The 21,330-nt window shown below is 63.4% G+C and carries 22 protein-coding genes; 14 read left to right on the forward strand and 8 right to left on the reverse strand.

The window, feature by feature from the left end:
• Window positions 1–8 precede the first annotated feature (8 nt).
• Window positions 9–1,937: a molecular chaperone DnaK gene (gene dnaK / locus K3178_RS06710; RefSeq protein WP_221570560.1), complete on the reverse strand. Its 1,929-nt coding sequence runs from the start codon at window positions 1,935–1,937 to the stop codon at window positions 9–11.
• A 172-nt stretch (window positions 1,938–2,109) separates the two neighbouring features.
• Between dnaK and K3178_RS06715 the strand changes: the two genes are divergently transcribed.
• The 4 genes from K3178_RS06715 to K3178_RS06730 all read left to right on the forward strand — a co-directional run bounded on the left by K3178_RS06715 (window position 2,110) and on the right by K3178_RS06730 (window position 4,992).
• Entirely contained in the window at window positions 2,110–2,601 is a 492-nt protein-coding gene (locus K3178_RS06715; RefSeq protein WP_221570561.1) for a copper chaperone PCu(A)C, read from the forward strand.
• Window positions 2,602–2,681: 80 nt separating this feature from the next.
• Window positions 2,682–3,137 (forward strand): vgr related protein, encoded by a 456-nt coding sequence (locus K3178_RS06720; protein ID WP_221570813.1) that lies wholly within the window; start codon window positions 2,682–2,684, stop codon window positions 3,135–3,137.
• The gene (locus K3178_RS06725) at window positions 3,134–3,739 is read left to right on the forward strand and encodes a glycosyl-4,4'-diaponeurosporenoate acyltransferase CrtO family protein (RefSeq protein ID WP_221570562.1); all 606 of its coding nucleotides are present in this window, start codon (window positions 3,134–3,136) and stop codon (window positions 3,737–3,739) included. Before K3178_RS06720 ends, K3178_RS06725 begins: the two co-directional genes overlap by 4 nt.
• An 86-nt stretch (window positions 3,740–3,825) precedes the next feature.
• A complete protein-coding gene (locus tag K3178_RS06730; RefSeq protein ID WP_221570563.1) occupies window positions 3,826–4,992 on the forward strand; it encodes an indoleamine 2,3-dioxygenase in 1,167 nt (388 codons plus the stop codon).
• A gap of 21 nt (window positions 4,993–5,013) precedes the next feature.
• Here K3178_RS06730 and K3178_RS06735 read toward each other — a convergent pair whose 3' ends face one another.
• Genes K3178_RS06735 through hrcA form a run of 3 tightly spaced genes read right to left on the reverse strand, consistent with a single transcriptional unit; the run spans window position 5,014 to window position 8,453 of the window.
• Window positions 5,014–6,765: a DUF885 domain-containing protein gene (locus K3178_RS06735; protein WP_221570564.1), complete on the reverse strand. Its 1,752-nt coding sequence runs from the start codon at window positions 6,763–6,765 to the stop codon at window positions 5,014–5,016.
• A gap of 26 nt (window positions 6,766–6,791) precedes the next feature.
• Complete coding sequence (gene grpE, locus K3178_RS06740) at window positions 6,792–7,397, reverse strand: nucleotide exchange factor GrpE (RefSeq protein ID WP_221570565.1); 606 nt, start codon at window positions 7,395–7,397, stop codon at window positions 6,792–6,794.
• A gap of 12 nt (window positions 7,398–7,409) precedes the next feature.
• A complete protein-coding gene (hrcA, locus tag K3178_RS06745) occupies window positions 7,410–8,453 on the reverse strand; it encodes a heat-inducible transcriptional repressor HrcA (protein WP_221570566.1) in 1,044 nt (347 codons plus the stop codon).
• An 84-nt stretch (window positions 8,454–8,537) separates the two neighbouring features.
• On the opposite strand from hrcA, the gene rph reads away from it, so the two are divergent.
• Both rph and rdgB read left to right on the forward strand, forming a co-directional pair.
• Window positions 8,538–9,254, forward strand: a complete 717-nt coding sequence (gene rph / locus K3178_RS06750; RefSeq protein ID WP_221570567.1) for a ribonuclease PH — start codon at window positions 8,538–8,540, stop codon at window positions 9,252–9,254.
• On the forward strand, window positions 9,251–9,877 hold the full coding sequence (gene rdgB, locus K3178_RS06755; protein WP_221570568.1) for an RdgB/HAM1 family non-canonical purine NTP pyrophosphatase: 627 nt from the start codon (window positions 9,251–9,253) through the stop codon (window positions 9,875–9,877). The genes rph and rdgB overlap by 4 nt, the downstream gene beginning before the upstream one ends.
• Here rdgB and K3178_RS06760 read toward each other — a convergent pair whose 3' ends face one another.
• Complete coding sequence (locus K3178_RS06760) at window positions 9,878–10,459, reverse strand: CAP domain-containing protein (protein WP_221570569.1); 582 nt, start codon at window positions 10,457–10,459, stop codon at window positions 9,878–9,880. It lies immediately after the preceding gene.
• A gap of 49 nt (window positions 10,460–10,508) precedes the next feature.
• Here K3178_RS06760 and hemW point away from each other — a divergent pair, with 49 nt between their 5' ends.
• Window positions 10,509–11,663 carry a radical SAM family heme chaperone HemW gene (hemW, locus tag K3178_RS06765; protein ID WP_221570570.1) on the forward strand — a complete coding sequence of 385 codons (1,155 nt, stop codon included), beginning with the start codon at window positions 10,509–10,511 and terminating at the stop codon, window positions 11,661–11,663.
• On the forward strand, window positions 11,660–12,559 hold the full coding sequence (locus K3178_RS06770) for a tyrosine recombinase XerC (protein ID WP_221570571.1): 900 nt from the start codon (window positions 11,660–11,662) through the stop codon (window positions 12,557–12,559). Before hemW ends, K3178_RS06770 begins: the two co-directional genes overlap by 4 nt.
• Here K3178_RS06770 and gshB read toward each other — a convergent pair whose 3' ends face one another.
• The 3 genes from gshB to rsmI are packed head-to-tail and all read right to left on the reverse strand — an operon-like array spanning window position 12,560 to window position 14,739.
• On the reverse strand, window positions 12,560–13,528 hold the full coding sequence (gene gshB / locus K3178_RS06775) for a glutathione synthase (RefSeq protein ID WP_221570572.1): 969 nt from the start codon (window positions 13,526–13,528) through the stop codon (window positions 12,560–12,562). It lies immediately after the preceding gene.
• A 9-nt stretch (window positions 13,529–13,537) separates the two neighbouring features.
• Window positions 13,538–13,888 carry a YraN family protein gene (locus tag K3178_RS06780; RefSeq protein WP_221570573.1) on the reverse strand — a complete coding sequence of 117 codons (351 nt, stop codon included), beginning with the start codon at window positions 13,886–13,888 and terminating at the stop codon, window positions 13,538–13,540.
• Complete coding sequence (rsmI, locus tag K3178_RS06785) at window positions 13,885–14,739, reverse strand: 16S rRNA (cytidine(1402)-2'-O)-methyltransferase (protein ID WP_221570574.1); 855 nt, start codon at window positions 14,737–14,739, stop codon at window positions 13,885–13,887. The genes K3178_RS06780 and rsmI overlap by 4 nt, the downstream gene beginning before the upstream one ends.
• 38 nt (window positions 14,740–14,777) lie before the next feature.
• Here rsmI and K3178_RS06790 point away from each other — a divergent pair, with 38 nt between their 5' ends.
• The 6 genes from K3178_RS06790 to K3178_RS06815 all read left to right on the forward strand — a co-directional run bounded on the left by K3178_RS06790 (window position 14,778) and on the right by K3178_RS06815 (window position 21,329).
• Window positions 14,778–15,923 carry a penicillin-binding protein activator gene (locus tag K3178_RS06790; RefSeq protein WP_221570575.1) on the forward strand — a complete coding sequence of 382 codons (1,146 nt, stop codon included), beginning with the start codon at window positions 14,778–14,780 and terminating at the stop codon, window positions 15,921–15,923.
• A gap of 61 nt (window positions 15,924–15,984) precedes the next feature.
• Entirely contained in the window at window positions 15,985–17,973 is a 1,989-nt protein-coding gene (gene parE / locus K3178_RS06795) for a DNA topoisomerase IV subunit B (protein WP_221570576.1), read from the forward strand.
• Window positions 17,966–18,343 carry a hypothetical protein gene (locus tag K3178_RS06800; protein ID WP_221570577.1) on the forward strand — a complete coding sequence of 126 codons (378 nt, stop codon included), beginning with the start codon at window positions 17,966–17,968 and terminating at the stop codon, window positions 18,341–18,343. Before parE ends, K3178_RS06800 begins: the two co-directional genes overlap by 8 nt.
• A gap of 21 nt (window positions 18,344–18,364) precedes the next feature.
• Entirely contained in the window at window positions 18,365–19,861 is a 1,497-nt protein-coding gene (locus K3178_RS06805) for a sensor histidine kinase (RefSeq protein WP_221570578.1), read from the forward strand.
• On the forward strand, window positions 19,858–20,301 hold the full coding sequence (locus K3178_RS06810; protein ID WP_221570579.1) for a response regulator: 444 nt from the start codon (window positions 19,858–19,860) through the stop codon (window positions 20,299–20,301). The genes K3178_RS06805 and K3178_RS06810 overlap by 4 nt, the downstream gene beginning before the upstream one ends.
• A complete protein-coding gene (locus tag K3178_RS06815) occupies window positions 20,190–21,329 on the forward strand; it encodes a sensor histidine kinase (RefSeq protein WP_221570580.1) in 1,140 nt (379 codons plus the stop codon). The genes K3178_RS06810 and K3178_RS06815 overlap by 112 nt, the downstream gene beginning before the upstream one ends.
• Window position 21,330: the final 1 nt, after the last annotated feature.

Below are 21,330 nucleotides of genomic sequence, written 5' to 3' on the forward strand. Positions count from 1 at the left end.
AGGCGCCTTTAGTTCTTCGCGTCTTCGTCGACTTCGGAGAATTCGGCGTCGACCACCTCTTCCTCCTGGGCACCTTCCGCGCCGGCATCGCCTGCCGGTGCATCAGAAGCGGCATTCGCCTGCTCCTGCTCGTAGATCGACTGACCCATCTTCATCGCACTCTGCGACAGGTCCTGGGCCTTTGCGTTGATGTCAGCCGCATCGTCGCCCTCGAGCGCGGTCTTGAGCGCTGCGACCTTCTCTTCCACTTCGCTCTTCAGCGAAGCGTCGATCTTGTCGCCATGCTCTTCGAGCTGCTTTTCGGTGGCGTGGACGAGGCTGTCGGCCTGGTTGCGGGCTTCGGCGCCCTCGCGGCGCTTCTTGTCCTCGTCGGCAAACTTCTCCGCGTCCTGCACCATCTGTTCGATGTCGCTGTCGGACAGGCCGCCCGACGCCTGGATGCGGATCTGCTGTTCCTTGCCGGTACCCTTGTCCTTGGCCGACACGTTGACGATGCCGTTGGCGTCGATGTCGAAGGTGACCTCGATCTGCGGCACGCCGCGCGGTGCGGGCGGGATACCGACCAGGTCGAACTGGCCGAGCAGCTTGTTGTCCGCCGCCATCTCGCGCTCGCCCTGGAACACGCGGATCGTCACCGCCTGCTGGTTGTCCTCGGCAGTCGAGTAGGTCTGGCTCTTCTTTGTCGGGATCGTCGTGTTGCGATCGATCATCTTGGTCATGATGCCGCCAAGCGTTTCGATACCCAGCGAAAGCGGGGTCACGTCGAGCAGCAGCACGTCCTTGACGTCGCCCTGGAGGACGCCGGCCTGGATGGCAGCGCCCATGGCCACGACTTCATCGGGGTTCACACCGGTGTGCGGCTTCTTGCCGAAGAACTCTTCGACCACTTCGCGCACCTTGGGCATGCGGGTCATGCCGCCGACGAGGATCACCTCGTCCACGCCGCCCTTGTCGATGCCTGCATCGGCCAGAGCCTTCTTGCAGGGCTCGAGCGTCCGCTTGATCAGGTCGCCGACCATCTTTTCGAGGTCTGCGCGGCTGATGGTTTCCACAAGGTGCAGCGGGGTGGACGAGCCACCTTCCATGCGCGCGGTGATGAAGGGCAGGTTCACTTCCGTGGTCTGCGCCGAGCTAAGCTCGATCTTCGCCTTTTCGGCCGCTTCCTTGAGGCGCTGCAGTGCGAGCTTGTCGCTCCGCAGGTCCATGTTTTCCTTCTTCTTGAACTGGTCGGCCAGCCATTCGACGATCGCGCTGTCGAAGTCTTCACCGCCGAGGAAGGTGTCGCCATTGGTCGACTTCACTTCGAACACGCCGTCACCGATCTCGAGGATCGAGACGTCGAAGGTGCCGCCGCCAAGGTCGTAGACAGCGATGGTCTTGCCGTCGTCCTTCTCGAGGCCATAGGCCAGCGCGGCTGCAGTCGGCTCGTTGATGATACGCTCGACTTCGAGGCCGGCGATCTTGCCCGCGTCCTTGGTTGCCTGGCGCTGCGCGTCGTTGAAGTAGGCCGGGACGGTGATGACCGCCTTCGAGACCTTCTCGCCGAGATATTCTTCGGCCGTTTCCTTCATCTTCTGGAGGATGAAGGCGGAAACCTGGCTGGGGCTGTACTTTTCGCCGGCAGCTTCGACCCATGCGTCGCCGTTCGGACCCTTGACGATGTCATAGGGGACCAGCTCCATGTCCTTCTTGGTCATGGGGTCGTCGAAGCGGCGGCCGATGAGGCGCTTGATCGCGAAAAGGGTGTTGTCAGGATTGGTGACCGCCTGGCGCTTGGCCGGCTGGCCGATCAGGCGCTCGCCATCCTTGGTGAAGGCGGTGATCGAGGGCGTGGTACGCGCGCCTTCGGAATTCTCGATGACCTTGGGCTTGCCGCCGTCCATCACGGCGACGCAGGAGTTGGTGGTGCCGAGGTCGATACCGATAATCTTGCTCATGGATTCCCCATCTGTTTCAAATCGTTGGACGCTGCACAGCTGGTTTCCCGTAAGTGGCAAAACCCGTCGGCAGCTCGAAATAACGGTGTATTACAGGGGCGATATAGGTGCGCTTTTCCTTGGCACAAGGGATGCGCCTCGCTAGTTTTTCACACGAGAAACGAGAGGGGAAATGATGAGGAAATCAGGTTTTTTTGCAGCATGCATGCTCGCGCCGGCCTTGCTGGCGGTCTCGGCTTGCGGAGACAATGCGCCGGCAGAGGAAGCTTCTGCGGATGCAGCGGGCATCGCCGGTATCGAGATCGCGAACGCGCGGATGGTCCTGCCGCCGGTTTCGGGTAATCCGGCAGCAATCTATTTCGATCTCGACAACAAGGGCGACCGGAATATCGCTTTCCGTAGCGCCGAAGTCGAAGGGGCGGAAAGCGCCGTCATCCACGGCTCGATGATGCAGGGCGACCAGATGGTCATGAGCGAAGCCCCGCCCGTGATGGTTGAAAGGGGCGGCAGCACGAAATTCGAGCCGGGCGGCCTCCATGTGATGGTGTTCGGGCTCGGTGGGAGCCTCGCCGAGGGCGGCACCGCGAACGTGACCTTGATTGCAGCAGGCAACAGGCGCCACACATTCGAGGCCAAAATCCAGTCTGCGGGGGATGATCGCTGAACGATCTTCGCGACCAGCTCGGCGTCGAGAGCCACGAGGAACCCGTCGCGCCCGGTTGCGCCGCGGGAGACGAACGGGCGCTGACGCCGGGCGAGGTCGCGCTGGCGCGCACCATTTTTGGCGATGCGATCGATTACGCGCGGGTCACGATCAAACGGCGCAAGTGGTTTCCGTTTCAGCCCCGCCGCATCACCATGGCCCCGCGCGGCCATTTGCATTTTCATCCCGCGTCCGAAAACTATTGCGACGATTTTTCGAAGGTCACCGTGATCCGCCAGGGGCTGCTGATCCACGAGCTCGTCCATGTCTGGCAGACGCAGACCAAAGGCGGCTGGTATCTCGTCACCCACCGCATGCCGTGGGCGCGTTACGACTACAGCCTCAAGCCGGGCTGGCCGCTGACCCGCTACGGCATCGAGCAGCAGGCGGAGATCGTCAAGCACGCCTTCCTGCTGAGGAACGGCGTGAAGCTTGCGGGTGCGTCCGATGTGTCCGCCTACGACCTGCTGGTGCGCTTCCCAGGGGCGACGGGATGAGCGAAGAAAACCGCCAAGAGGCGGAAAAGTTGGCAAAACGCCTCAACGGCTATTTTCACGCTTTGTTCGGAGCATGGCTAGGTGTCACGGCGGTTTTCTGGCTGCAGGCGTGGGGGCCGATGCGAGAACATGGGGGCGAGCCGTTAGCGCTGCCCGTCTTCCCGCTGTTCGCCGTGAGCGTGGCGGCGGGTTTCGCAGTCAACCTTCTCCCGCGATCGTGGTACGCGGTTCGCGACCCTTGCCGAGCCATCCTGTGCTATCAAAGACTGGGTATCCTTCGACTGCGCCGCTGGATCACCGATGGTGATTACGTCCGCCAGCGGGCACGTCAGCTCGACCCGGCCTATGTCGTGGACGGAGCGAAACGCGGTCTCTTGGAGCGGCTTTCAATGACCCGTGAAATCGAACGCGCGCATTTGGCGTTTCTGCTGTTCGGTCTGGCTACTGCAGTCTGTGCCGCGACGGCGGGATGGTGGATATGGGCTGCCGCGATCACAATCAGCAACGTCGCGGTGAACCTGCTGCCTGCCCTGATGCAGCGATATACCAGGTCCCGCGTCATGCGCATTTGCAGCATCCGGAACTCCACAGCCATTCCGTAGCGTCGCTTGCCCGAAACGGTTACATTGGATACGAATGCACGCGTTGACCGGGCGGCCCAACCCGCGCCCGGCGATGAGTCATCACAATGGAGCTTAAAGACTACGGTATGAGCCGCGAGCGCGGCTACCTTTCGCATTACGAAATCGACGAGATTACCCTTCCCGAGCAGTTCGCCCCCATCGTGGAAGCTGCGGGCATATTGTCCGACCTGCTGACCACCGGCCGCGTGCGGCACTGGCTCGAAGCCCTCCCCGATCCCGAGATAGAAGAATGGGCCAAGACGGCACCCGAAGAAGAAGTCCGCACCGCCATGGTGCACTATTCCTTCCTGGTACAAGCCTATGTCTGGGGCGAACCGACACCGCCAGCGCATCTTCCCGCCAACCTCGGCCGCCCGATGTGCGCGATCGCCGACCGGCTCGGCCAGGCACCGCTGCTGCCCTATTCGGGCTATGTGCTCGACAACTGGTACCGGCTCGACAAGTCCGGGCCCATCACGCTCGACAACATCGTGATGCACCAGAACTTCCTCGGCGGTGCGGACGAGAACTGGTTCGTGCTGGTCCATGTCGCCATTGAGGCAGAAGCCGGCGTGTTGCTCGACAATGCGGCCAAGCTGGTCACCATCGCGAAGAGCGGCGACGAGGCCGAAGCCACCCGGCTGCTGAAGGAAATGGACGAAGCGTGGGAGCGTATCTACGCCCACTTCGCGCGCATGCCCGAACAGTGCGATCCCTATATCTACTTCCACCGCGTGCGACCCTATATCCACGGCTGGGCAAACAATCCGGCGCTGGAAGGCGGCGGCCTCGTCTATGAGGGCATGGACCGCTACGAGGGCAAGCCGCAGGCCTTCCGCGGCCAGACCGGCTCGCAGTCGAGCATCGTTCCGGCGATGGACGCGCTGTTTCAGGTCGGCCACAGCGACGACCCGCTGCGCCAGTTCCTCGACGAATTGCACCAGTATCGCCCGGTCGAGCACCGCCGCTTCATCGAAGACCTCGCCAGGCAGTCAACGCTGCGCGACTTCGTTTCGGCAAGCGACAACCAGGACCTGAAGGATGCGTTCAACGCCTGTCTCGAACAGTCGGCACGCTTCCGCACCCGGCATCTCGAATATGCGGCGAGCTACATCAACAAGCAGGCCGGTTCGATCGCAGGCAACGACCCCGATGTCGGCACCGGCGGCACGCCGTTCATGAAATACCTCAAGAAGCACCGCGACGAAAACCGCGAACAGGTGGTTTCCTGAGCTGATTACCCCCGGAGTGGCCTAGTCGTAGGTCACTCCGGGCAATCCCTGCCCGCCATCGGCGATGAAGGCATCGATCCGCGCCTCGAGTGCGGGCAGCGGCACCGAACCGAGCGACAGCACGACATCGTGGAACTTGCGGATGTCGAAGTCCTCGCCGAGCGCATCCTCGGCCTTCTTGCGCACGCGGCGGATGGTCATTTCGCCCAGCTTGTAGGCGAGCGCCTGGCCGGGCCAGCTTATGTAGCGGTCTATCTCCGTGCCCACCTCGCGGTCCGAAAGCGCGGTATGGCTGGAGAGGTATTCGACCGCCTGCTCGCGCGTCCATCCATAATGGTGGATGCCCGTATCGATCACGAGCCGCGCCGCGCGCCACATCTCGTAGGATAACTGGCCGAAGCGCTCGTAGGGGTCGCGGTAAATGCCCATCTCGTTGCCGAGATATTCGACATAGAGTCCCCAGCCCTCACCGAAGCCAGAGAAATAGGTCTGGCGGCGAAAGCGCGGTGCTTCCTCCTGCTCAAGCCCGACAGCCGCTTGAAAGGAATGCCCCGGTGTGCATTCGTGCAGTGTCAGCGCGGGGATATTGTAGGTCGGGCGAGATGGCAGGTCGTGGGTGTTGATCTGGCAATATTCCAGCCCGCCCCTGCCCGCGGTGTAGAAGGGGGCGATCGCCGGATCGACCGGGCGAAGGCCATGCCGGAAGCGGGGCAGGAAACCGAAATACTCGCCTAGCTTGTCGTCGACGCGCTTGGTGGCATAGGCGGCCACACCCATCAGCTCGTCGGGCGTATCGGCGACGAACTGCGGATCGGTGCGCAGGAAGGTTATGAACTCGGCGAGAGTGCCGGTGAACTTGGCATCCTCCTTGGCCTTTTCCATCTCGGCAGTAATCCGCGACACCTCGTCAAGGCCGATCTGGTGGATCTCCTCGGCAGTCAGGTCGAGCGTCGTATATTGCCGTATCTGCTGCGCGTAATAGGCCGCGCCATCGGGAAACTCGCTCGCACCAAGCGTGGTGCGGGTCTGCGGCAGGTAGCTCGAGCGGAAGAACGCCAGCCACTCGGCATAGGCAGGCGTCACGGCATCGGCGATGGCCGCCTTGCCTTCCGCCTTGAGCCGCGCCTGGTCGGTTTCGGAAATGCGCTCGGGCATCTGGTCGAAAGGCGCCCAGAAGGGACTCATCTCGGGGAAGTCGACGACATAGGCCACGATCGAAGCATCGCGCCCCTCCAGCGTCACTCGCGGCACGGAAAAGCCGCGCTCCAGCCCCTCAGCGGCATTCGCGGTCTGCTCGGCGAAATAGCGCGGGATATCGCGCATCCGGGCGATGTAGTTTTCGTATTGCTCGACCGTCGTGAAACCCGAGGGCGAGGCAAGGTAGGACCAGAAGTTGCTGTCGCTGTCGAAGGGCATCTCCCATTCGGAAAAGCGGGCATCGCCAATGTCCGCTTCCAGCAAAGCGCGCAGGACCAGCGCGTTGGTGCGCGCCTCCTCGCTCAGGGCCGAGCTGTCGATCGCGTCGAGTTCGGCCAGGTAACGCTCGTAAGCCCGCAACCGAGCGGTTTGCGCGGCCGGCAGCACGCGGGGCATGGTGTCGCCTGCCTCCAGCGAGCCGTCGGCCTTCTCGGTGTAGCCCCATTGGGCGAGCTGGAAGTCGTAATACTCGTCCGCGAGCGCCATCACCTGCTCGTCGGCGCTGTCCTGCGCGGCGAGCGGTGCGGCAAATAGCGAGACGGCGAGGACCGCACTCTTCAAAAGGGCAGTCCTCATCGTCTCTCTCCCGATGCAGCGTGAAATCAGTCCGGCTTCTTCGCCACGCCGACCATGGCCGGGCGCAACAGGCGGTCCTTGATCATGTAGCCGGCCTGCATTTCCTGCACGATGGTGCCCGGCTCGACCTCGTCGGTAGGGATTTCCATCATCGCCTGGTGCTGGTTGGGGTCAAGCGGCATGCCCTTGGCGGCAATGCGCGTGATACCGTTCTGGTTGAACACTTTTTCGAGCTCGCGCTGGGTCGCTTCGATACCGGCGACGAAACCTTTGACCTTCTCGTCCTCGCGCAATTCGGCGGGGACAGCGTCGAGCGCGCGGGCAAGGTTGTCGGCCACGCTGAGGATATCGCGAGCGAAGCCGGTGGCGGCATAATTCCGCGCATCCTGCACGTCCTTTTCCATGCGGCGACGCACGTTCTGCGTTTCCGCGCGGGCGTAGAGTGCATCCTGCTTGGCGGCTTCGAGATCGCCGCGCAGGCTGGCCAGCGCGTCCTCGATCGCTTCGTCGGCGGTTTCCGGCTCGTCCTTGCCGCCGTCGTCGCGCAAATGCTCCGGCACGCCTTCCATCTCGCGCGCCACTTCTTCGTCGACCGCCTTGTCCTGCGGTTCGGTGCTATTCTCGTTGCTCACTGAAAAACCCTGTCAGCCTATTCTCTTGCCCAGTGATCGGGCCGTGAAATCCACCATGGGGACGACTCGCGCGTAATTCAACCGAGTCGGGCCGATGACACCGAGCACGCCGACCACTTTTCCATCGCGGTCGCGATAGGGCGCGGCGATGACCGAAGAGCCCGAAAGCGAGAACAGCCGGTTTTCCCTGCCGATGAAAATCCGCATGGCTTCGGCCTGCCGCGCATTTTCTAGGAGCGTAGCGACCGACTGCTTGTTTTCGAGATCATCGAGCAGCGATCGGACGCGGTCGATATCAGCCAGAGCGCTCTCGTCGAGCAGGTTGGCCTGACCGCGCACGATAAGAACGGGGCGGTTGGAGGCATCCTCGGTCCATGTCGCGATGCCGCGCGACACGAGATCGCGACTGGCCTCGTCGAGCGCGCTGCGGCCGCTCGTGATTTCGCGCTCGACGAGCTGAGCCGCCTCGGCCAGCGTGCGTCCGGCAGCCTTGGCGGTGAGGAAATTGCTCGCCTGCTCGAGCGAGGTGCCGAGCGCTTCGGCCGGAAGAGCGAGGACCCGGTTCTCGACATGGCCATCCTCTCCAACCAAGACGGCCAGAACACGGTTGGCATCGAGCGCGGTGAGCGAAATCTGCGCGAGGCGAGGCTCGCGGCGCGGGACCATGACCATGCCTGCCGCACCCGACAGGTCGGACAGCAGCGCGCTGGTCTGCTCGAGCGCGCGTTCGATGGGGCCCGGCTGACCGATCCGCTGCTCGATCGCGGCGCGTTCCTCTGCGGTGGGTTCGGCCACCTGCATCATCGCGTCCACGAAGAGGCGCAGCCCGCTGTCGGTCGGCATGCGGCCCGCACTGGTATGCGGAGCGGCGAGGAGCCCGCGATGCTCAAGTTCGGCCAGCACAGATCGGATCGAAGCGGGAGAGAGGTTCACCCCGCCCTCGCCTGCCAGCGCCTTGGACCCCACGGGCGAACCGCTTTCGAGATATCCCTCGACCACGAGCCGGAAAATCTCGCGGGCACGGTCGGACAGGTCGGTGAGCGGCGGGGAATTCATGTGCCCTATCTAGCCGCTCCCCTTGCGGCCTCAAGGGGGTTGGGCCTAATCCGCCTCAGGAGATTCGACTGCATTGGAGAAAACATGCGACCTTCAGGACGCGCGCCCGACGAAATGCGCGCCATCACTATCGAAACCGGATACACCAAGCACGCCGAGGGCAGCTGCCTGATCAGCTTCGGCGAGACCAAGGTGCTGTGCACCGCCAGCGTCGAAGAACGCATCCCGCCGTGGCTTCGCGGCAAGGGCGAAGGCTGGGTCACGGGTGAGTATTCGATGCTCCCGCGCGCAACGCACACGCGCGGCCAGCGCGAGGCTGCCAAGGGCAAGCAAAGCGGGCGCACTCAGGAAATCCAGCGACTTATCGGGCGCAGTTTGCGTGCCGTGGTAGATCACAAGAAGCTCGGCGAGCGGCAGATCACGCTCGATTGCGACGTCATTCAGGCAGATGGCGGCACGCGCACGGCCTCGATTTCGGGTGCTTGGGTCGCGCTGAAACTGGCGATCGACGGCTTGATGAAGTCAGGCGACATCGTCGAAGACCCGATCACCGCCAAGGTCGCCGCCGTGTCCTGCGGTATCTACAAGGGTACGCCGGTGCTCGATCTCGACTATCCCGAAGACAGCAACGCCGACGCCGACGCCAATTTCGTGTTGATCGAAGGCGGCAAGATCGCCGAGGCGCAGGCCACCGCCGAGGGCGCGCCCTATGACGAGGAAGCCTTCCTGCGCCTCCTGCGCCTCGCCCAGATGGGCTGCGCGGAAATCTTCAGGGCACAGGACGAGGCCACGCGCAAATGACACCACGGATCGGTTCGGGCAGCCTGGTCATTGCCACGCATAATGCGGGCAAGCTCAAGGAGATTTCCGCGCTGCTCGCCCCATACGGGGTGAAGTGCATCTCCGCAGGTTCGCTGGGCCTGCCCGAACCGCCCGAAACCGGAACGACCTTCGTCCAGAACGCGCTGCTCAAGGCGCGGGCGGCGGCGGAGGCTTCGGGCCTCCCTGCCCTTGCCGACGACAGCGGCTTGTCGGTCGATGCGCTCGATGGTCGCCCCGGCGTTTACACGGCCGACTGGGCCGAGCGGCAGCATTTCGAGGGCGAGCCGGGCCGCGACTGGTACATGGCCATGGGCAAGGTCGAGGGGATGCTGCAGGAAAAGGGCGCGGACGTGGATCGCTCCTGCGCCTTCCATTGCGTGCTCGCGCTCGCATGGCCCGATGGCGAGCACCTGGTTTACGAAGGCACCGCGCCCGGCACGCTGACCTGGCCTCCGCGCGGAGAAATGGGCTTCGGCTATGACCCTGTGTTCGTGCCCAGGGGCCGCGACCAGACTTTCGCCGAGATTGCGCCCGACGAAAAGCACACGATCAGCCACCGGGCCGACGCCTTTGCCAAGCTCGTCGCCGAGCAGTTCGGGTAGTCAGTAGGCCTTCTGGCCCCAGACGTTCCCGGCCGGCCAGTAACGGCACACCAGCACATCCCACCCGCGGTCGTTCACTACAGAGCAGCCGACTTCCTTCGTGTCGCGCCAGACGATTTGCGTGTAATGCGCCACGTCGGCCCACTTGCCGGTGCGCGAGATTTCGGGGAAGTTGCCGTGACGGTAGTGCTTCTTCTCGTCGATCATCATGTCGATGCCGACGATCGCGTCCCACTGGCCCTGCGCGCCCATCCAGAGGTTCTCTCCGGTGGAATTGCGGGTCCGCTGGTCGGCATGTTCGAGGCGCCCGCGCCGGGCCAGTTCATGGCCCCACTGCTTGGCTTCGCGCTCAAGCGCACGGTTCCATTTGAGTTTCGGCAGGCCGAGGCTGACACGCTCCCGATTGTGCGAATCGAGGATGCGCACCGCCATCCTGTCGCTCATGCGGTTGTCGAAATTGGCGCGCGACTGGTATTGCCCGGTGCCGACTGCGTCCCTTGCGCTTGCGGCCACGGTTACCCCCGTGCCACACAGCACTGCGAATGCGGCGCCTGCCGCGATGATGATTTTTGACCCGTCCATGGCGCTGTTATAACCGCATTCCCGCTTAATTTCAGGTGAAGGCTCTGGCTTGGCCCGTTCGCTCTACATCCACTGGCCTTTCTGCCTCGCAAAATGCCCCTATTGCGACTTCAACAGCCATGTCCGGGAGCGGACCGACATGGGTGCTTGGGAAGCCGCGCTGCTCGCCGACATGCGCGCCGAGCATGCTGCGAACAAAGGCGAAGAAAACCTCGTAAGTATCTTTTTTGGTGGGGGAACCCCCTCGCTGATGCCGCCCGCCCTCGTGGCGTCACTGCTGAGCGAGGCCGAAAGGCTCTGGGGTTTTTCCGACGACATCGAGATCACGCTGGAAGGCAATCCCTCCTCGGTCGAGGCCGCCAATTTCGCCGACCTCGCAAGTGCCGGAATCAACCGGGTCTCGCTCGGCGTGCAGAGCCTGCGCGATGAAGCCTTGCGCTTTCTCGGCAGGCTGCACGGGGTGGATGAGGCGCTGCGAGCGGTCGAATTGGCGCAGGACCTGTTCGACCGCGTCTCGATCGATCTCATCTACGCGCGCCCCGACCAGACCGAGGACGAATGGCGGCAGGAATTGGCGCAAGCGCTCGCGCTCGGCACTTCGCACATGTCGCTCTACCAGTTGACCATCGAACCCACGACGCGCTTTGCCACAGACGTCCGGCGCGGTGTGTTCGACCCGCTGGCAGACGATCCTGCGGCAGACCTGTTCGCCCTCACCCGCGAGATGACCGCCGCCGCCGGCCTGCCCGCTTACGAGATCAGCAATCACGCAAGGCCGGGTGAAGAGAGCCGTCACAACCTCACCTATTGGCGTTACCGAGACTACCACGGCATCGGGCCGGGCGCGCACGGGCGGCGTGGCGGCGTCGCGACCACGCGGCACAAGAAGCCCGAAAACTTCCTCGCCGCTGTCGAGGCGCAGGGCGACGGCATTGCCGAGCATCGCGTCCTCGGCTTGCGCGAGCAGGCCTCGGAAGCGCTGTTGATGGGTTTGCGCCTCGAAGAGGGCGTCGACCTGGGAGCGATGGCCCAGCGGTTCGGCGTGCCCCAAGTTGGGCTGGTCGATTCGTCGAAACTGGCGCTCTACCGCGACCTTGGCCTTGCTTGGGCTGACGGTGAACGGATCGGCGTCACCGGAGCGGGCATGCCCCTGCTCGATGCGCTTCTGGGTGAGCTCGTGCCTGCGGAACTGGTGAGCCAGTGAGCCGTCAGGACATTCTCGGCGCGTGGCACGATCATCTCGCGCTGGGCCTGCGCCGATCGCCGCATACGGTGCGCGCCTACCACAAGGCGGCCGAGCGCCTGTTGACCCGGCTTGAAATCGAGAGTTTCGACAAGGTAGCCAATCTCTCTTCGGGCAAGCTGCGCACGCATCTGGCGTCGCGGCGCGCGGACGGCCTTTCGAATGCCTCCGCAGCGCGCGAACTGTCGGCGCTCAAGTCCTTCATCGGGTTCGCCCGCGCACAGGCCGGGCACGAAATCACCGATGCCCCGCGACTGCGCGGTCCGCGCCTCAAGAAGGGCCTGCCCCGTCCCGTCTCGCCCGACGATGCGATCGGCCTCGCCGAGACTGTCGAGGCTCTGGCTGCCGATGGCTGGGTGGGTGCGCGAGACCGGGCGGTGCTGCTGCTGCTCTACGGGGCCGGAATGCGTATCTCCGAAGCGCTGTCACTCCCGGGGTCGGTGTACCCGCTCGGAGAAACGCTCACCGTGACCGGCAAGGGCAACAAGCAGCGCATCGTGCCGCTGGTCCCGCTGATCCGCGAGGCTGTCGATGCCTATGTGCGGCAGTCTCCCTGGCCCGTCATGCCGACCGAGCCGCTGTTTCGCGGCATCAAGGGCGGCCCGTTGTCACAAGGCGTGGTGCAAAAGGCGACTGCGCGGGCTCGCAAGGCGCTGGGCCTGCCCGATACGGCAACGCCGCATGCGCTGAGGCACAGCTTTGCCACGCATTTGCTGGGCGCAGGGGCCGATCTCAGGAGCCTGCAGGAATTGCTAGGCCATGCGAGCCTCGGTTCGACGCAGATCTACACCAAGGTCGATGCTGCAAGCCTGCTCGAAACCTATCGCAGCGCCCACCCGCGCGAGCAGGACGACTGATCACATGACCGCGTGGCGGCTCTCGATCGCGTCCCAGATCTTGCCGGGGGTATCCGTCCCATTGAACTTGTCGATCGCGACTATGCCGGTCGGCGAAGTGACGTTGATTTCGGTCAGCCACTGGCCGCCGATCACGTCGATGCCGACGAAAACGAGGCCGCGTTTTTTGAGCTCGGGACCCATGGCGGCACAGATCTCTTCCTCGCGTGGCGTCAGTGTGGCAGCCTCGGCATGCCCGCCCTGCGCAAGGTTAGACCGAAACTCACCTTCGCCGGGGAAGCGGTTGATTGCGCCTGCATATTCCCCGTCGACCAGCACGATGCGCTTGTCGCCTTCGCTGACTTCGGGAAGGAATGGCTGGAGCATATGCGGTTCCGGCCAGGTCTGGTTGAAGACCTCGCTCAGCGCCGACAAATTCGTGCCGTCCGGATCGAGCCGGAAGATCGCCTTGCCGCCATTGCCGTGGAGCGGCTTCACGACCACTGATCCGTGCTCGCGCTGGAAGGCCTTGAGGTCGTCAAGGTGCCGAGCGACCATCGTCGGCGGCATGAACCGGGCGTAGTCGAGCACGAACATCTTTTCCGGCGCGTTCACGACTTCGCGCGGATCATTGATGACCAGCGTAGTCCCCTTGAGCCGGTCGAGCAGGAAGGCGGCGCTGATATAGCCCAGATGGAACGGAGGGTCCTGCCGCATCAGGACGACGTCGATGTCCTTGGCAAGGTCGATCCGGCGGCGCTCGCCTGCCGTGAAATGGTCGCCCTCCACTCTTTGAACCGTAACGGGAGCGGCGTGAGCGGTGATCTTCCCCGCAGGCGTGCCATCGCTTTCATAGGCCAGGCTGGCGACGTCGTAATGCCATACCTCGTGCCCGCGCTCCTGCGCCGAGAGCATCAGGGCAAAGCTGCTGTCGCCCGCGATATTGATGCTTTCCATCGGGTCCATCTGGACGGCTACACGCAGGGCCATGCTAATTCCTCAAGGTTGCCAGGCATTGGCGATGTGGCGAGGGAACGCGCCGGGCGCAAGGAGGATCACGTCCACGCGGATATCCTCGCCCTCGCCTGCATAGCGATGTGCCACTGCCTCGGCGGCCGCGGCGACGCGCGAGAGGCGATGCTCGTCGATGGCATGGGCCAGTTCCTCGCGCTTCTTTCGCCATTTCACTTCGACGAAGGCGACCAGTTTGCCGCGCTTCGCGACCAGATCGATCTCGCCTGCGGGGGTCTTCACGCGGGTGTCGAGAACCTGCCAGCCCTTGGCGCGAAGCCAGAAAGCGGCGCGCGCCTCCCCGTCGCGGCCGCTGCGTTCGGCCAGCTGGCGTTTCATTCGGCCTTGATCTCTATGGCGCGGGCATAAAGTGTCTTGCGATCGAGGCCGGTCGCCTTGGACACCTGCGCGGCGGCCTGGCTGGCCTTCATCGTCACCATCGCCTCGCGCAGCATGGCGTCGGCATCGGCATCGCTGGGCGCATGATCTTCGGGCGGGCCGACCAGCAGGACGATCTCGCCCTTAGGGGGATGGGCGTCGTAATAGGCCCTCAACCCGTCGGAGAGGCCGCGACGGCATTCCTCGTGCAGTTTGGTCAGTTCGCGCGCCACGGCGATCTCGCGCTCGGGCATCACTTCGCCCAGTGCCTTCAAGGATTTCACGAGGCGCGGACCCGTTTCGTAAAACACCAGCGTCGCATCGGTCGCTGCGAGTTCTTCCAGCGTCTCGCGCCGCGCCTTTTCCTTCGAAGGCAGGAAGCCAGCGAACAGGAACCGGTCGTTCGGCAGGCCAGACAGCGTCAGCCCGACCACCGCTGCGCAGGCTCCCGGAAGGCTCGTCACCGGTATACCCTCGGCGCGGCAATCGTTCACGAGGCGATAGCCAGGGTCCGAAATCATCGGTGTCCCGGCATCACTTACCAGTGCCACCGCACGGCTGCGCATCGATTCGACCAGCCTGCCCCGGTCGCGGTGCTCGCTATGATCGTCGTATCGCCACAAGGGCTTCGAAATGCCGAGATGCTTCAGCAGCTTGCCGGTCACCCGCGTGTCCTCGCAGGCGACCCCGTCGCAGCGTGACAGAATGTCCACGGCCCGCAGAGTGATATCGCCCAGATTCCCGATAGGGGTGGCAACGAGGTAAAGACCGGGTGTAAGGCGGTCTTCAAGAGGTTGGGCGGCGTCGCTCACCTCACCCCCATGAACTAATCGCAAGGGACGCGGCAAGAATGAAACGCGCTTTTTTCACCCGTCGAAACATCATGATGGCAGCGGGCGCCGCCTTGTTGTCGGGCTGTGCGGTCATCCCGAAAGGCGCGAATGTCCCCACCGGAGGCACGCCTTCGCCCGAACCCAGCGCGACCGGTCTGCCGCAGGACGAAAACCTGCATCGCATCGCACTACTCGTGCCGCTGTCGGGCCAGAACGGCGAGGTCGGCCAGTCGATTGCCAATGCAACGACGATGGCCATTCTCGACACCGAAGCGAATAACCTGCGGATCACCACCTATGACACCGCGCAGGGTCCGCAATCTGCCGCACGGCAGGCGATCGCCGATGGCAACAAGCTGATCCTCGGCCCGCTGCTCGGCACCAATGTCGTCTCGGTCCGTGCCGAAGCCGCGCCTGCCAACGTCCCGATCATCAGCTTCTCGAACGATACATCGGTGGCAGGCCCGGGCGTTTTCGTGATGGGCCACATTCCCGAGCAATCGATCGCCCGCACCGTCGAATATGCCCGCGATACCGGAGCGAATACCTTCGCCCTGCTCGCCCCCGATGGCGATTACGGCAACCGCGCCGATGCAGCGCTGCGCTCGGCGCTTTCGAGCCACGGCGGGAGTTACGTCGCAAGCGAACGCTACTCGCGAACCAACACCTCGGTCGTCAGCGCGGCGGGCAGGCTGAGGACGCAGGGCGGGTTCGACACCGTGCTGATCGCCGATGGCGGCAGCAATTCGATCCGCGGTGCGAATGAACTCGCCTCCACCAGCATCCGTATCCTCGGCACCGAGCGCTGGAGCGGCGACAGCGACGTGCTGCGCGCGAGTTCGCTGCGCGGCGCGCTTTTCTCGGCCGTCACCGACAAGCGTTACGGCGGCTTCGTGCGCAGTTACGAGGAACGCTTCGGCAGCCAGCCCTACCGCGTTGCCACGCTCGGCTATGATGCGGTGCTCCTGACCCTGCGCGCCGCGCGCGAATGGAAATACGGTCGCCCCTTCCCCACCAACGTGCTGTTCCAGTCGGGCGGTTTCGACGGGGTGGACGGACCGTTCCGCTTCCAGCGCAACGGCGTGGTCGAACGCGCGCTTGAGGTGCGCAAGGTCGGTAATGGAGCAGTCGAGACCGTCTCGGCAGCGCCGAGCGGCTTCTGACAGGCGGATAACCTTGCCGCGCCGCTTGCCGGGTGGGCGGCGCGCGATATAGCCTGACGCGATGTCCGACGATCTGTTCGAAAACACGCCGACTTCTTCCGGCGACTATGACGCTTCCTCCATCGAGGTCCTCGAGGGCCTTGAGCCGGTGCGCCGCCGGCCCGGCATGTATATCGGCGGGACCGACGACCGCGCGCTGCATCACCTCGTCGCCGAAGTGCTCGACAACTCGATGGACGAGGCGGTCGCGGGCCATGCGAGCCGGATCGAGGTGCGCCTCGAGGAAGGAAACCGCATCACCATTGCCGATAACGGGCGCGGTATGCCGGTGGCCGAACACCCGAAGTATCCGGGCAAATCGACGCTCGAAGTGATCCTCACCACGCTCCACTCGGGCGGCAAGTTTTCCGGAAAGGCCTATGCCACCAGCGGCGGCCTTCACGGCGTGGGCGTCAGCGTGGTCAATGCGCTGTCCGATTACACCCGCGTCGAAGTGGCGCGCGACAAGACGCTCTATGCGCAGGAATTCTCCAAGGGCGCGCCCAAGGGCGGGATCGAGGAACTTGGGCCTACCCCCAACCGGCGCGGGACCACGGTCACCTTCGTCCCCGACACCGAGATTTTCGGCGACCGCAAGTTCAGCCCCAAGCGATTGTTCAAGCTCGCGCGCTCGAAGGCCTACCTTTTCGCGGGCGTCGAGATACGCTGGAAATGCGACGAGAGCCTTTCCTCGGAAGACGTACCCGCAGAGGCGGTGTTCAAATTCCCGGGCGGCCTTGCCGACCATCTCGCCGAACAGATCGGCGGGCGCGAATGCGTCACCGCGCAACCCTTCGCGGGCAAGCAGGCCTTTCCCGAGGTCGACGGGCTCGAACAGGGTAGCGTCGAATGGGCGATTGCCTGGCCGCTCTATTCGGACGGGTCGACCAGCTGGTATTGTAACACCGTGCCGACCCCCGATGGCGGGACGCACGAGCAGGGGCTGCGCGCCGCACTCACCAAAGGCCTGCGCGCTTTCGGGGAGCTGACCGGCACCAAGAAAGCCAAGGACCTTACTGCGGACGACATCATGGTCGGCGCCGATGTCATGCTCAGCGTCTTCATCCGCGACCCGCAGTTCCAGAGCCAGACCAAGGACCGCCTTACCTCGCCCGAGGCCGCCCGCCTCGTGGAGAACGCGGTGCGCGACCATTTCGACCATTTCCTCTCCGACAACATGGATCGCGGCAAGGCGCTGCTTGGCCAGGTCATGGAACGGATGGACGAGCGCCTGCGCCGCAAGCAGGAACGCGAGATCAAGCGCAAGACCGCGACCAATGCCAAGAAGCTGCGCCTGCCGGGCAAGCTCACCGATTGTTCGGGCGATGGCGAAGGGGAAACCGAACTCTTCATCGTCGAAGGCGATTCGGCAGGCGGCAGCGCCAAGCAGGCCCGCAACCGTAAGACGCAGGCGATCCTGCCGATCCGCGGCAAGATCCTCAACGTCGCCAGCGCGACCGCGGACAAGATCCGCGCAAACAGCGAAATCGCCGACCTCAGCCTCGCCATGGGCTGCGGCACCCGCAAGGAATGCGATCCGGAAAACCTGCGCTACGACCGCATCATCATCATGACCGATGCCGATGTCGACGGCGCGCATATCGCCACGCTGCTGATGACCTTCTTCTTCCAGGAAATGCCGGAAGTGGTCCGCGGCGGGCATCTCTATCTCGCCCAGCCCCCGCTCTATCGCCTCACTGCCGGCAAGGAGAGCCGCTACGCCCGCGACGACGAGCACCGCAAGGAACTCGAAGAAACGGTCTTCAAGGGCAAGAAGGTCGATGTCGGCCGCTTCAAGGGCCTCGGCGAAATGAACCCGGCGCAGCTTCGCGAAACGACGATGGACCCCGAAACCCGCAGCCTGGTGCGCATCACGCTGCCGCAGGAATTCGAACAGCGCGCGGTGGTGAAGGAACTGGTCGACCAGCTGATGGGCCGCAACCCCGAACACCGGTTCAACTTCATCCAGAACAATGCGGGCGACATGGACCGCGACATGATCGATGCCTGAGGACATCGATCCGCTCGACGAGCCCGAAGAAGGCGACGTGATGGCGGGAGATCGCCGGATCGCCCGCACCGATACCGCACTGCCGGACTGGTATGCCTCGGATACGGCCTACCGCCCCGTCCCGATCGTGTGGTTTGCCGGTGCGCTTATCATGCAGGTCATCGCTCAACCGGTGCTGTTCATGGTTTTCGCGGTCTGGATCGGGACTTCGCCTTGGGTCACGATCGGCGTCCTGATGCTGGCCAGCGGTATCATCTGGCACCTTGCAATGGAGCGCGGCCTTGCCGGTTCGTCGCTGGGATGGCGGATGGCGACCGGCATCATGCTGGCTTTCTTCTTTGCGATTACCGCGTTAACGGCTTTGGCATAAAAAGCCGCAATAGCGAGTTCGATGCCCGATACGGTCCGCCAACGTTACGAGAAAATCGGTCGTCGCCGCGTCCTTGCCCTGCTGGGCGTGGGCCTGACGCTTCTCGTCATCGCGATCGCGGCCGCCGTCGTGACCCTGGGTTCGATCACCGAGGATACGGACGCGGTGGAAAGGGTGCTGGAACGGCAAGCCAGCATCGACAGCCTTGCAACTTATAACGAACAGATTGCTGCCGGACGACGCGGTTACCTCCTCCAGCCCGATCCGGCCTTTACCCGCACGGTCCGCGAGGCAAGCAGCGATTTCGAGGCCGAACAGGCTCGCCTTGAAGACCTTCTCAATGCGCGCGAGGAATTCGACCGGCTCGAGGAGATCAAGGCGCTCAACGCTGAACGCACCGTTTTGATCGACGCCATGTTCGCCGATCCCGATACCGCTTTTGCCGAAGCGCGCGATCTCGACTTCAACGAGGATGCGGGCGTCCTGATCACTCAGGATATCCGCGAAATCGCCGAGGAAATGGCCGCCTTCGAGTCGGAACAACTGGTACGTCGCAACCGCGCGCAGCTGGAGTCGCTGGTGCAGCTGTATGTCGTGGGCGGTGTAGCTCTTCTGTTGCTGCTCGGCGTGATGGGGACGGCGGTGCTTGTCGTCTTGCGGTACAATCGCGATCTTGCAGCTGCACAGGTGAGCCTGCGCGAAGCCAATCTCGGTCTCGAAACGGCCGTCAGCGACCGAACGGCCGAACTCGTGCGAGCGAATGAGGAAATCCAGCGGTTCGCTTATATCGTGAGCCATGATTTGCGCTCTCCGCTGGTCAATGTCCTCGGCTTCACCTCCGAACTCGACGAGGCGCGCAAACTCATTCGCGCGCATCTAGAAGAGCTTTACGAAGCCGATCCGAAACTTCGTGACGAGGAAGCCTGGCTGGCAGTCGACGAGGACCTGCCCGAGGCTCTCGGCTTCATCCGTACATCGACCGAGAAGATGGACCGGCTGATCAACTCGATCCTGGAGCTGTCGCGACAGGGCCGTCGCAAGCTCGAACCCGAACACCTCGATATGGAGGAACTGGTCGGCAATATCGCTGTCTCGCTCCACCAGCGCGCCGAGGAGGCGGGGGCCACGGTCGAGGTGAAGGCAATTCCCGATCTCGAAAGCGACCGCATAGCGGTCGAGCAGATCCTCCAGAACCTCATTGAAAATGCGATCAAATATGCGAGCCCCGACCGTCCGTGCGAGGTGATCGTCGAAGGCAGCAAGGCCGTCGGCACGGTACGCATCGACGTGATCGACAATGGCCGCGGCATTGCCGAGGCCGATCAAGAGCGCATTTTCGAGCTTTTCCGCCGGGCGGGCCCGCAGGACCAAGAAGGCGAAGGCCTCGGCCTCGCCAATGTCCGCGCACTGGCCTATCGCCTCGGCGGCACTATCGAGGTCGATTCGGAACTCGGCCAAGGTTCACGGTTTAGACTTTCGCTACCGGCAAAATTCGTTGCCCAGGAGGCAGTTACATGAATTCGCAGCAAACCGTCGGCATCGTCATGATCGAGGACGACGCAGGCCACGCCCGCCTGATCGAGAAAAATATCCGCCGGGCGGGTATTTCCAACGACATCAAGCATTTCGCCGATGGCACTACTGCGCTGGACTACCTGTTCAACGATGTAACCGGTCCGGCACATAACGGCCCGGCGCTGGTGCTGCTCGACCTCAACCTGCCCGACATGAGCGGAACGTCGATCCTGGAAAAGATCAAGCAGGACGAAAAGCTGCACCGTACGCCGGTCGTGGTCCTCACGACCACCGACGACAAGGTCGAGATCCAGCGCTGCTACGACCTCGGTTGCAATGTCTACATCACCAAGCCGGTGAATTACGAAAGCTTCGCCGACGCGATCCGCCAACTGGGGCTGTTCCTGTCGGTGATCCAAGTCCCCTCGGCAGACGACGCATAGAACCGAAGAAGATCCTTTACGTCGATGATGACGCCGGTCTCCGGCGACTGATCCAGCGCGCGCTCAATAAACGCGGCTTCGATGTCGACACCGCTGAAAGCGCCGACGAAGGCCTGGCGTGCATCGAGGCCAAGGAATACGACCTCATTGCGATCGACAACAACATGCCGGTCAAGAGCGGTCGCGAGATGCTCGACGAGATCGTGGCGAGGGAAACACATCCGCCAGTCGTGTTCGTGACGGGCAACGACAATACCGCACTGGCAGTCGAGGCAATCCATGCCGGTGCCGCCGATTTCGTCGTGAAAACCGTCGGCGACAGCTTCTTCGATGTCTTGGATAGTCGTTTCCGGCAGGCGTTTCTCCGCTCACGGCTGGAACGCGAGAAGCGCCAGGCAGAAGAGGACCTGCGCGAGGCCAACGAACGGCTCGAAATGCTCGTGCGCGAGGTCCATCACCGCGTCTCCAACTCGCTCCAGATGGTGCAGAGCTTCGTTTCGATGCAAGCCAACCAGACATCCGAAGTCGCTGCGAAGGACGCTCTCGAAGCGACACAGAACCGCATCAAGGCCATCGGCAAGGTCCATCAGAACCTCTACACGCGCGACGACCTCACAACGATCGACCTCGACGAATACTTGGAAACGCTCGTGGGCGAACTGCGCGAGAACATGTCCGAGAGCGACAACACCGTCGAACTATCCTTCAGTTCCGATCACGTCGAAGTCTCGCCCGACGATGCGGTAAACGTCGGTGTGGTGGTCAACGAGCTCGTCACCAATGCGGCAAAATATGCCTTCCCGGACTGCGGAAGCGGCCAGGTTTCGGTGGAACTCGCAAAGCTCGACAATGGCTATCAGGTGACCGTCAGCGACAATGGCGCAGGTATCACCGAGAATGCTGCGCCCGAGGGCACCGGCCTTGGCATGCGTATCATCAAGGCCATCACCCGAAGCCTCGGGACCGATATAGAATTGCTCGAAACCGAGACCGGTACAAGCCATCGCTTCGTGGTAAAACAGGACTGAC

It is taken from the genome of Qipengyuania sphaerica (assembly GCF_019711595.1).
Taxonomy (GTDB): Bacteria; Pseudomonadota; Alphaproteobacteria; order Sphingomonadales; family Sphingomonadaceae; genus Qipengyuania; species Qipengyuania sphaerica.

Bases quoted from the DNA above. Each gene is read 5' to 3' on its own strand.
- parE (WP_221570576.1), top strand. From the start codon at position 15,985: ATGTCCGACGATCTGTTCGAAAACACGCCGACTTCTTCCGGCGACTAT.
- K3178_RS06790 (WP_221570575.1), top strand. From the start codon at position 14,778: ATGAAACGCGCTTTTTTCACCCGTCGAAACATCATGATGGCAGCGGGC.
- K3178_RS06780 (WP_221570573.1), bottom strand. From the start codon at position 13,888: ATGAAACGCCAGCTGGCCGAACGCAGCGGCCGCGACGGGGAGGCGCGC.
- hrcA (WP_221570566.1), bottom strand. From the start codon at position 8,453: ATGAATTCCCCGCCGCTCACCGACCTGTCCGACCGTGCCCGCGAGATT.
- K3178_RS06725 (WP_221570562.1), top strand. From the start codon at position 3,134: ATGAGCGAAGAAAACCGCCAAGAGGCGGAAAAGTTGGCAAAACGCCTC.
- K3178_RS06810 (WP_221570579.1), top strand. From the start codon at position 19,858: ATGAATTCGCAGCAAACCGTCGGCATCGTCATGATCGAGGACGACGCA.
- dnaK (WP_221570560.1), bottom strand. From the start codon at position 1,937: ATGAGCAAGATTATCGGTATCGACCTCGGCACCACCAACTCCTGCGTC.
- K3178_RS06715 (WP_221570561.1), top strand. From the start codon at position 2,110: ATGATGAGGAAATCAGGTTTTTTTGCAGCATGCATGCTCGCGCCGGCC.
- gshB (WP_221570572.1), bottom strand. From the start codon at position 13,528: ATGGCCCTGCGTGTAGCCGTCCAGATGGACCCGATGGAAAGCATCAAT.
- K3178_RS06730 (WP_221570563.1), top strand. From the start codon at position 3,826: ATGGAGCTTAAAGACTACGGTATGAGCCGCGAGCGCGGCTACCTTTCG.
- rdgB (WP_221570568.1), top strand. From the start codon at position 9,251: ATGACACCACGGATCGGTTCGGGCAGCCTGGTCATTGCCACGCATAAT.
- K3178_RS06800 (WP_221570577.1), top strand. From the start codon at position 17,966: ATGCCTGAGGACATCGATCCGCTCGACGAGCCCGAAGAAGGCGACGTG.
- rph (WP_221570567.1), top strand. From the start codon at position 8,538: ATGCGACCTTCAGGACGCGCGCCCGACGAAATGCGCGCCATCACTATC.
- K3178_RS06760 (WP_221570569.1), bottom strand. From the start codon at position 10,459: ATGGACGGGTCAAAAATCATCATCGCGGCAGGCGCCGCATTCGCAGTG.
- K3178_RS06735 (WP_221570564.1), bottom strand. From the start codon at position 6,765: ATGAGGACTGCCCTTTTGAAGAGTGCGGTCCTCGCCGTCTCGCTATTT.
- K3178_RS06805 (WP_221570578.1), top strand. From the start codon at position 18,365: ATGCCCGATACGGTCCGCCAACGTTACGAGAAAATCGGTCGTCGCCGC.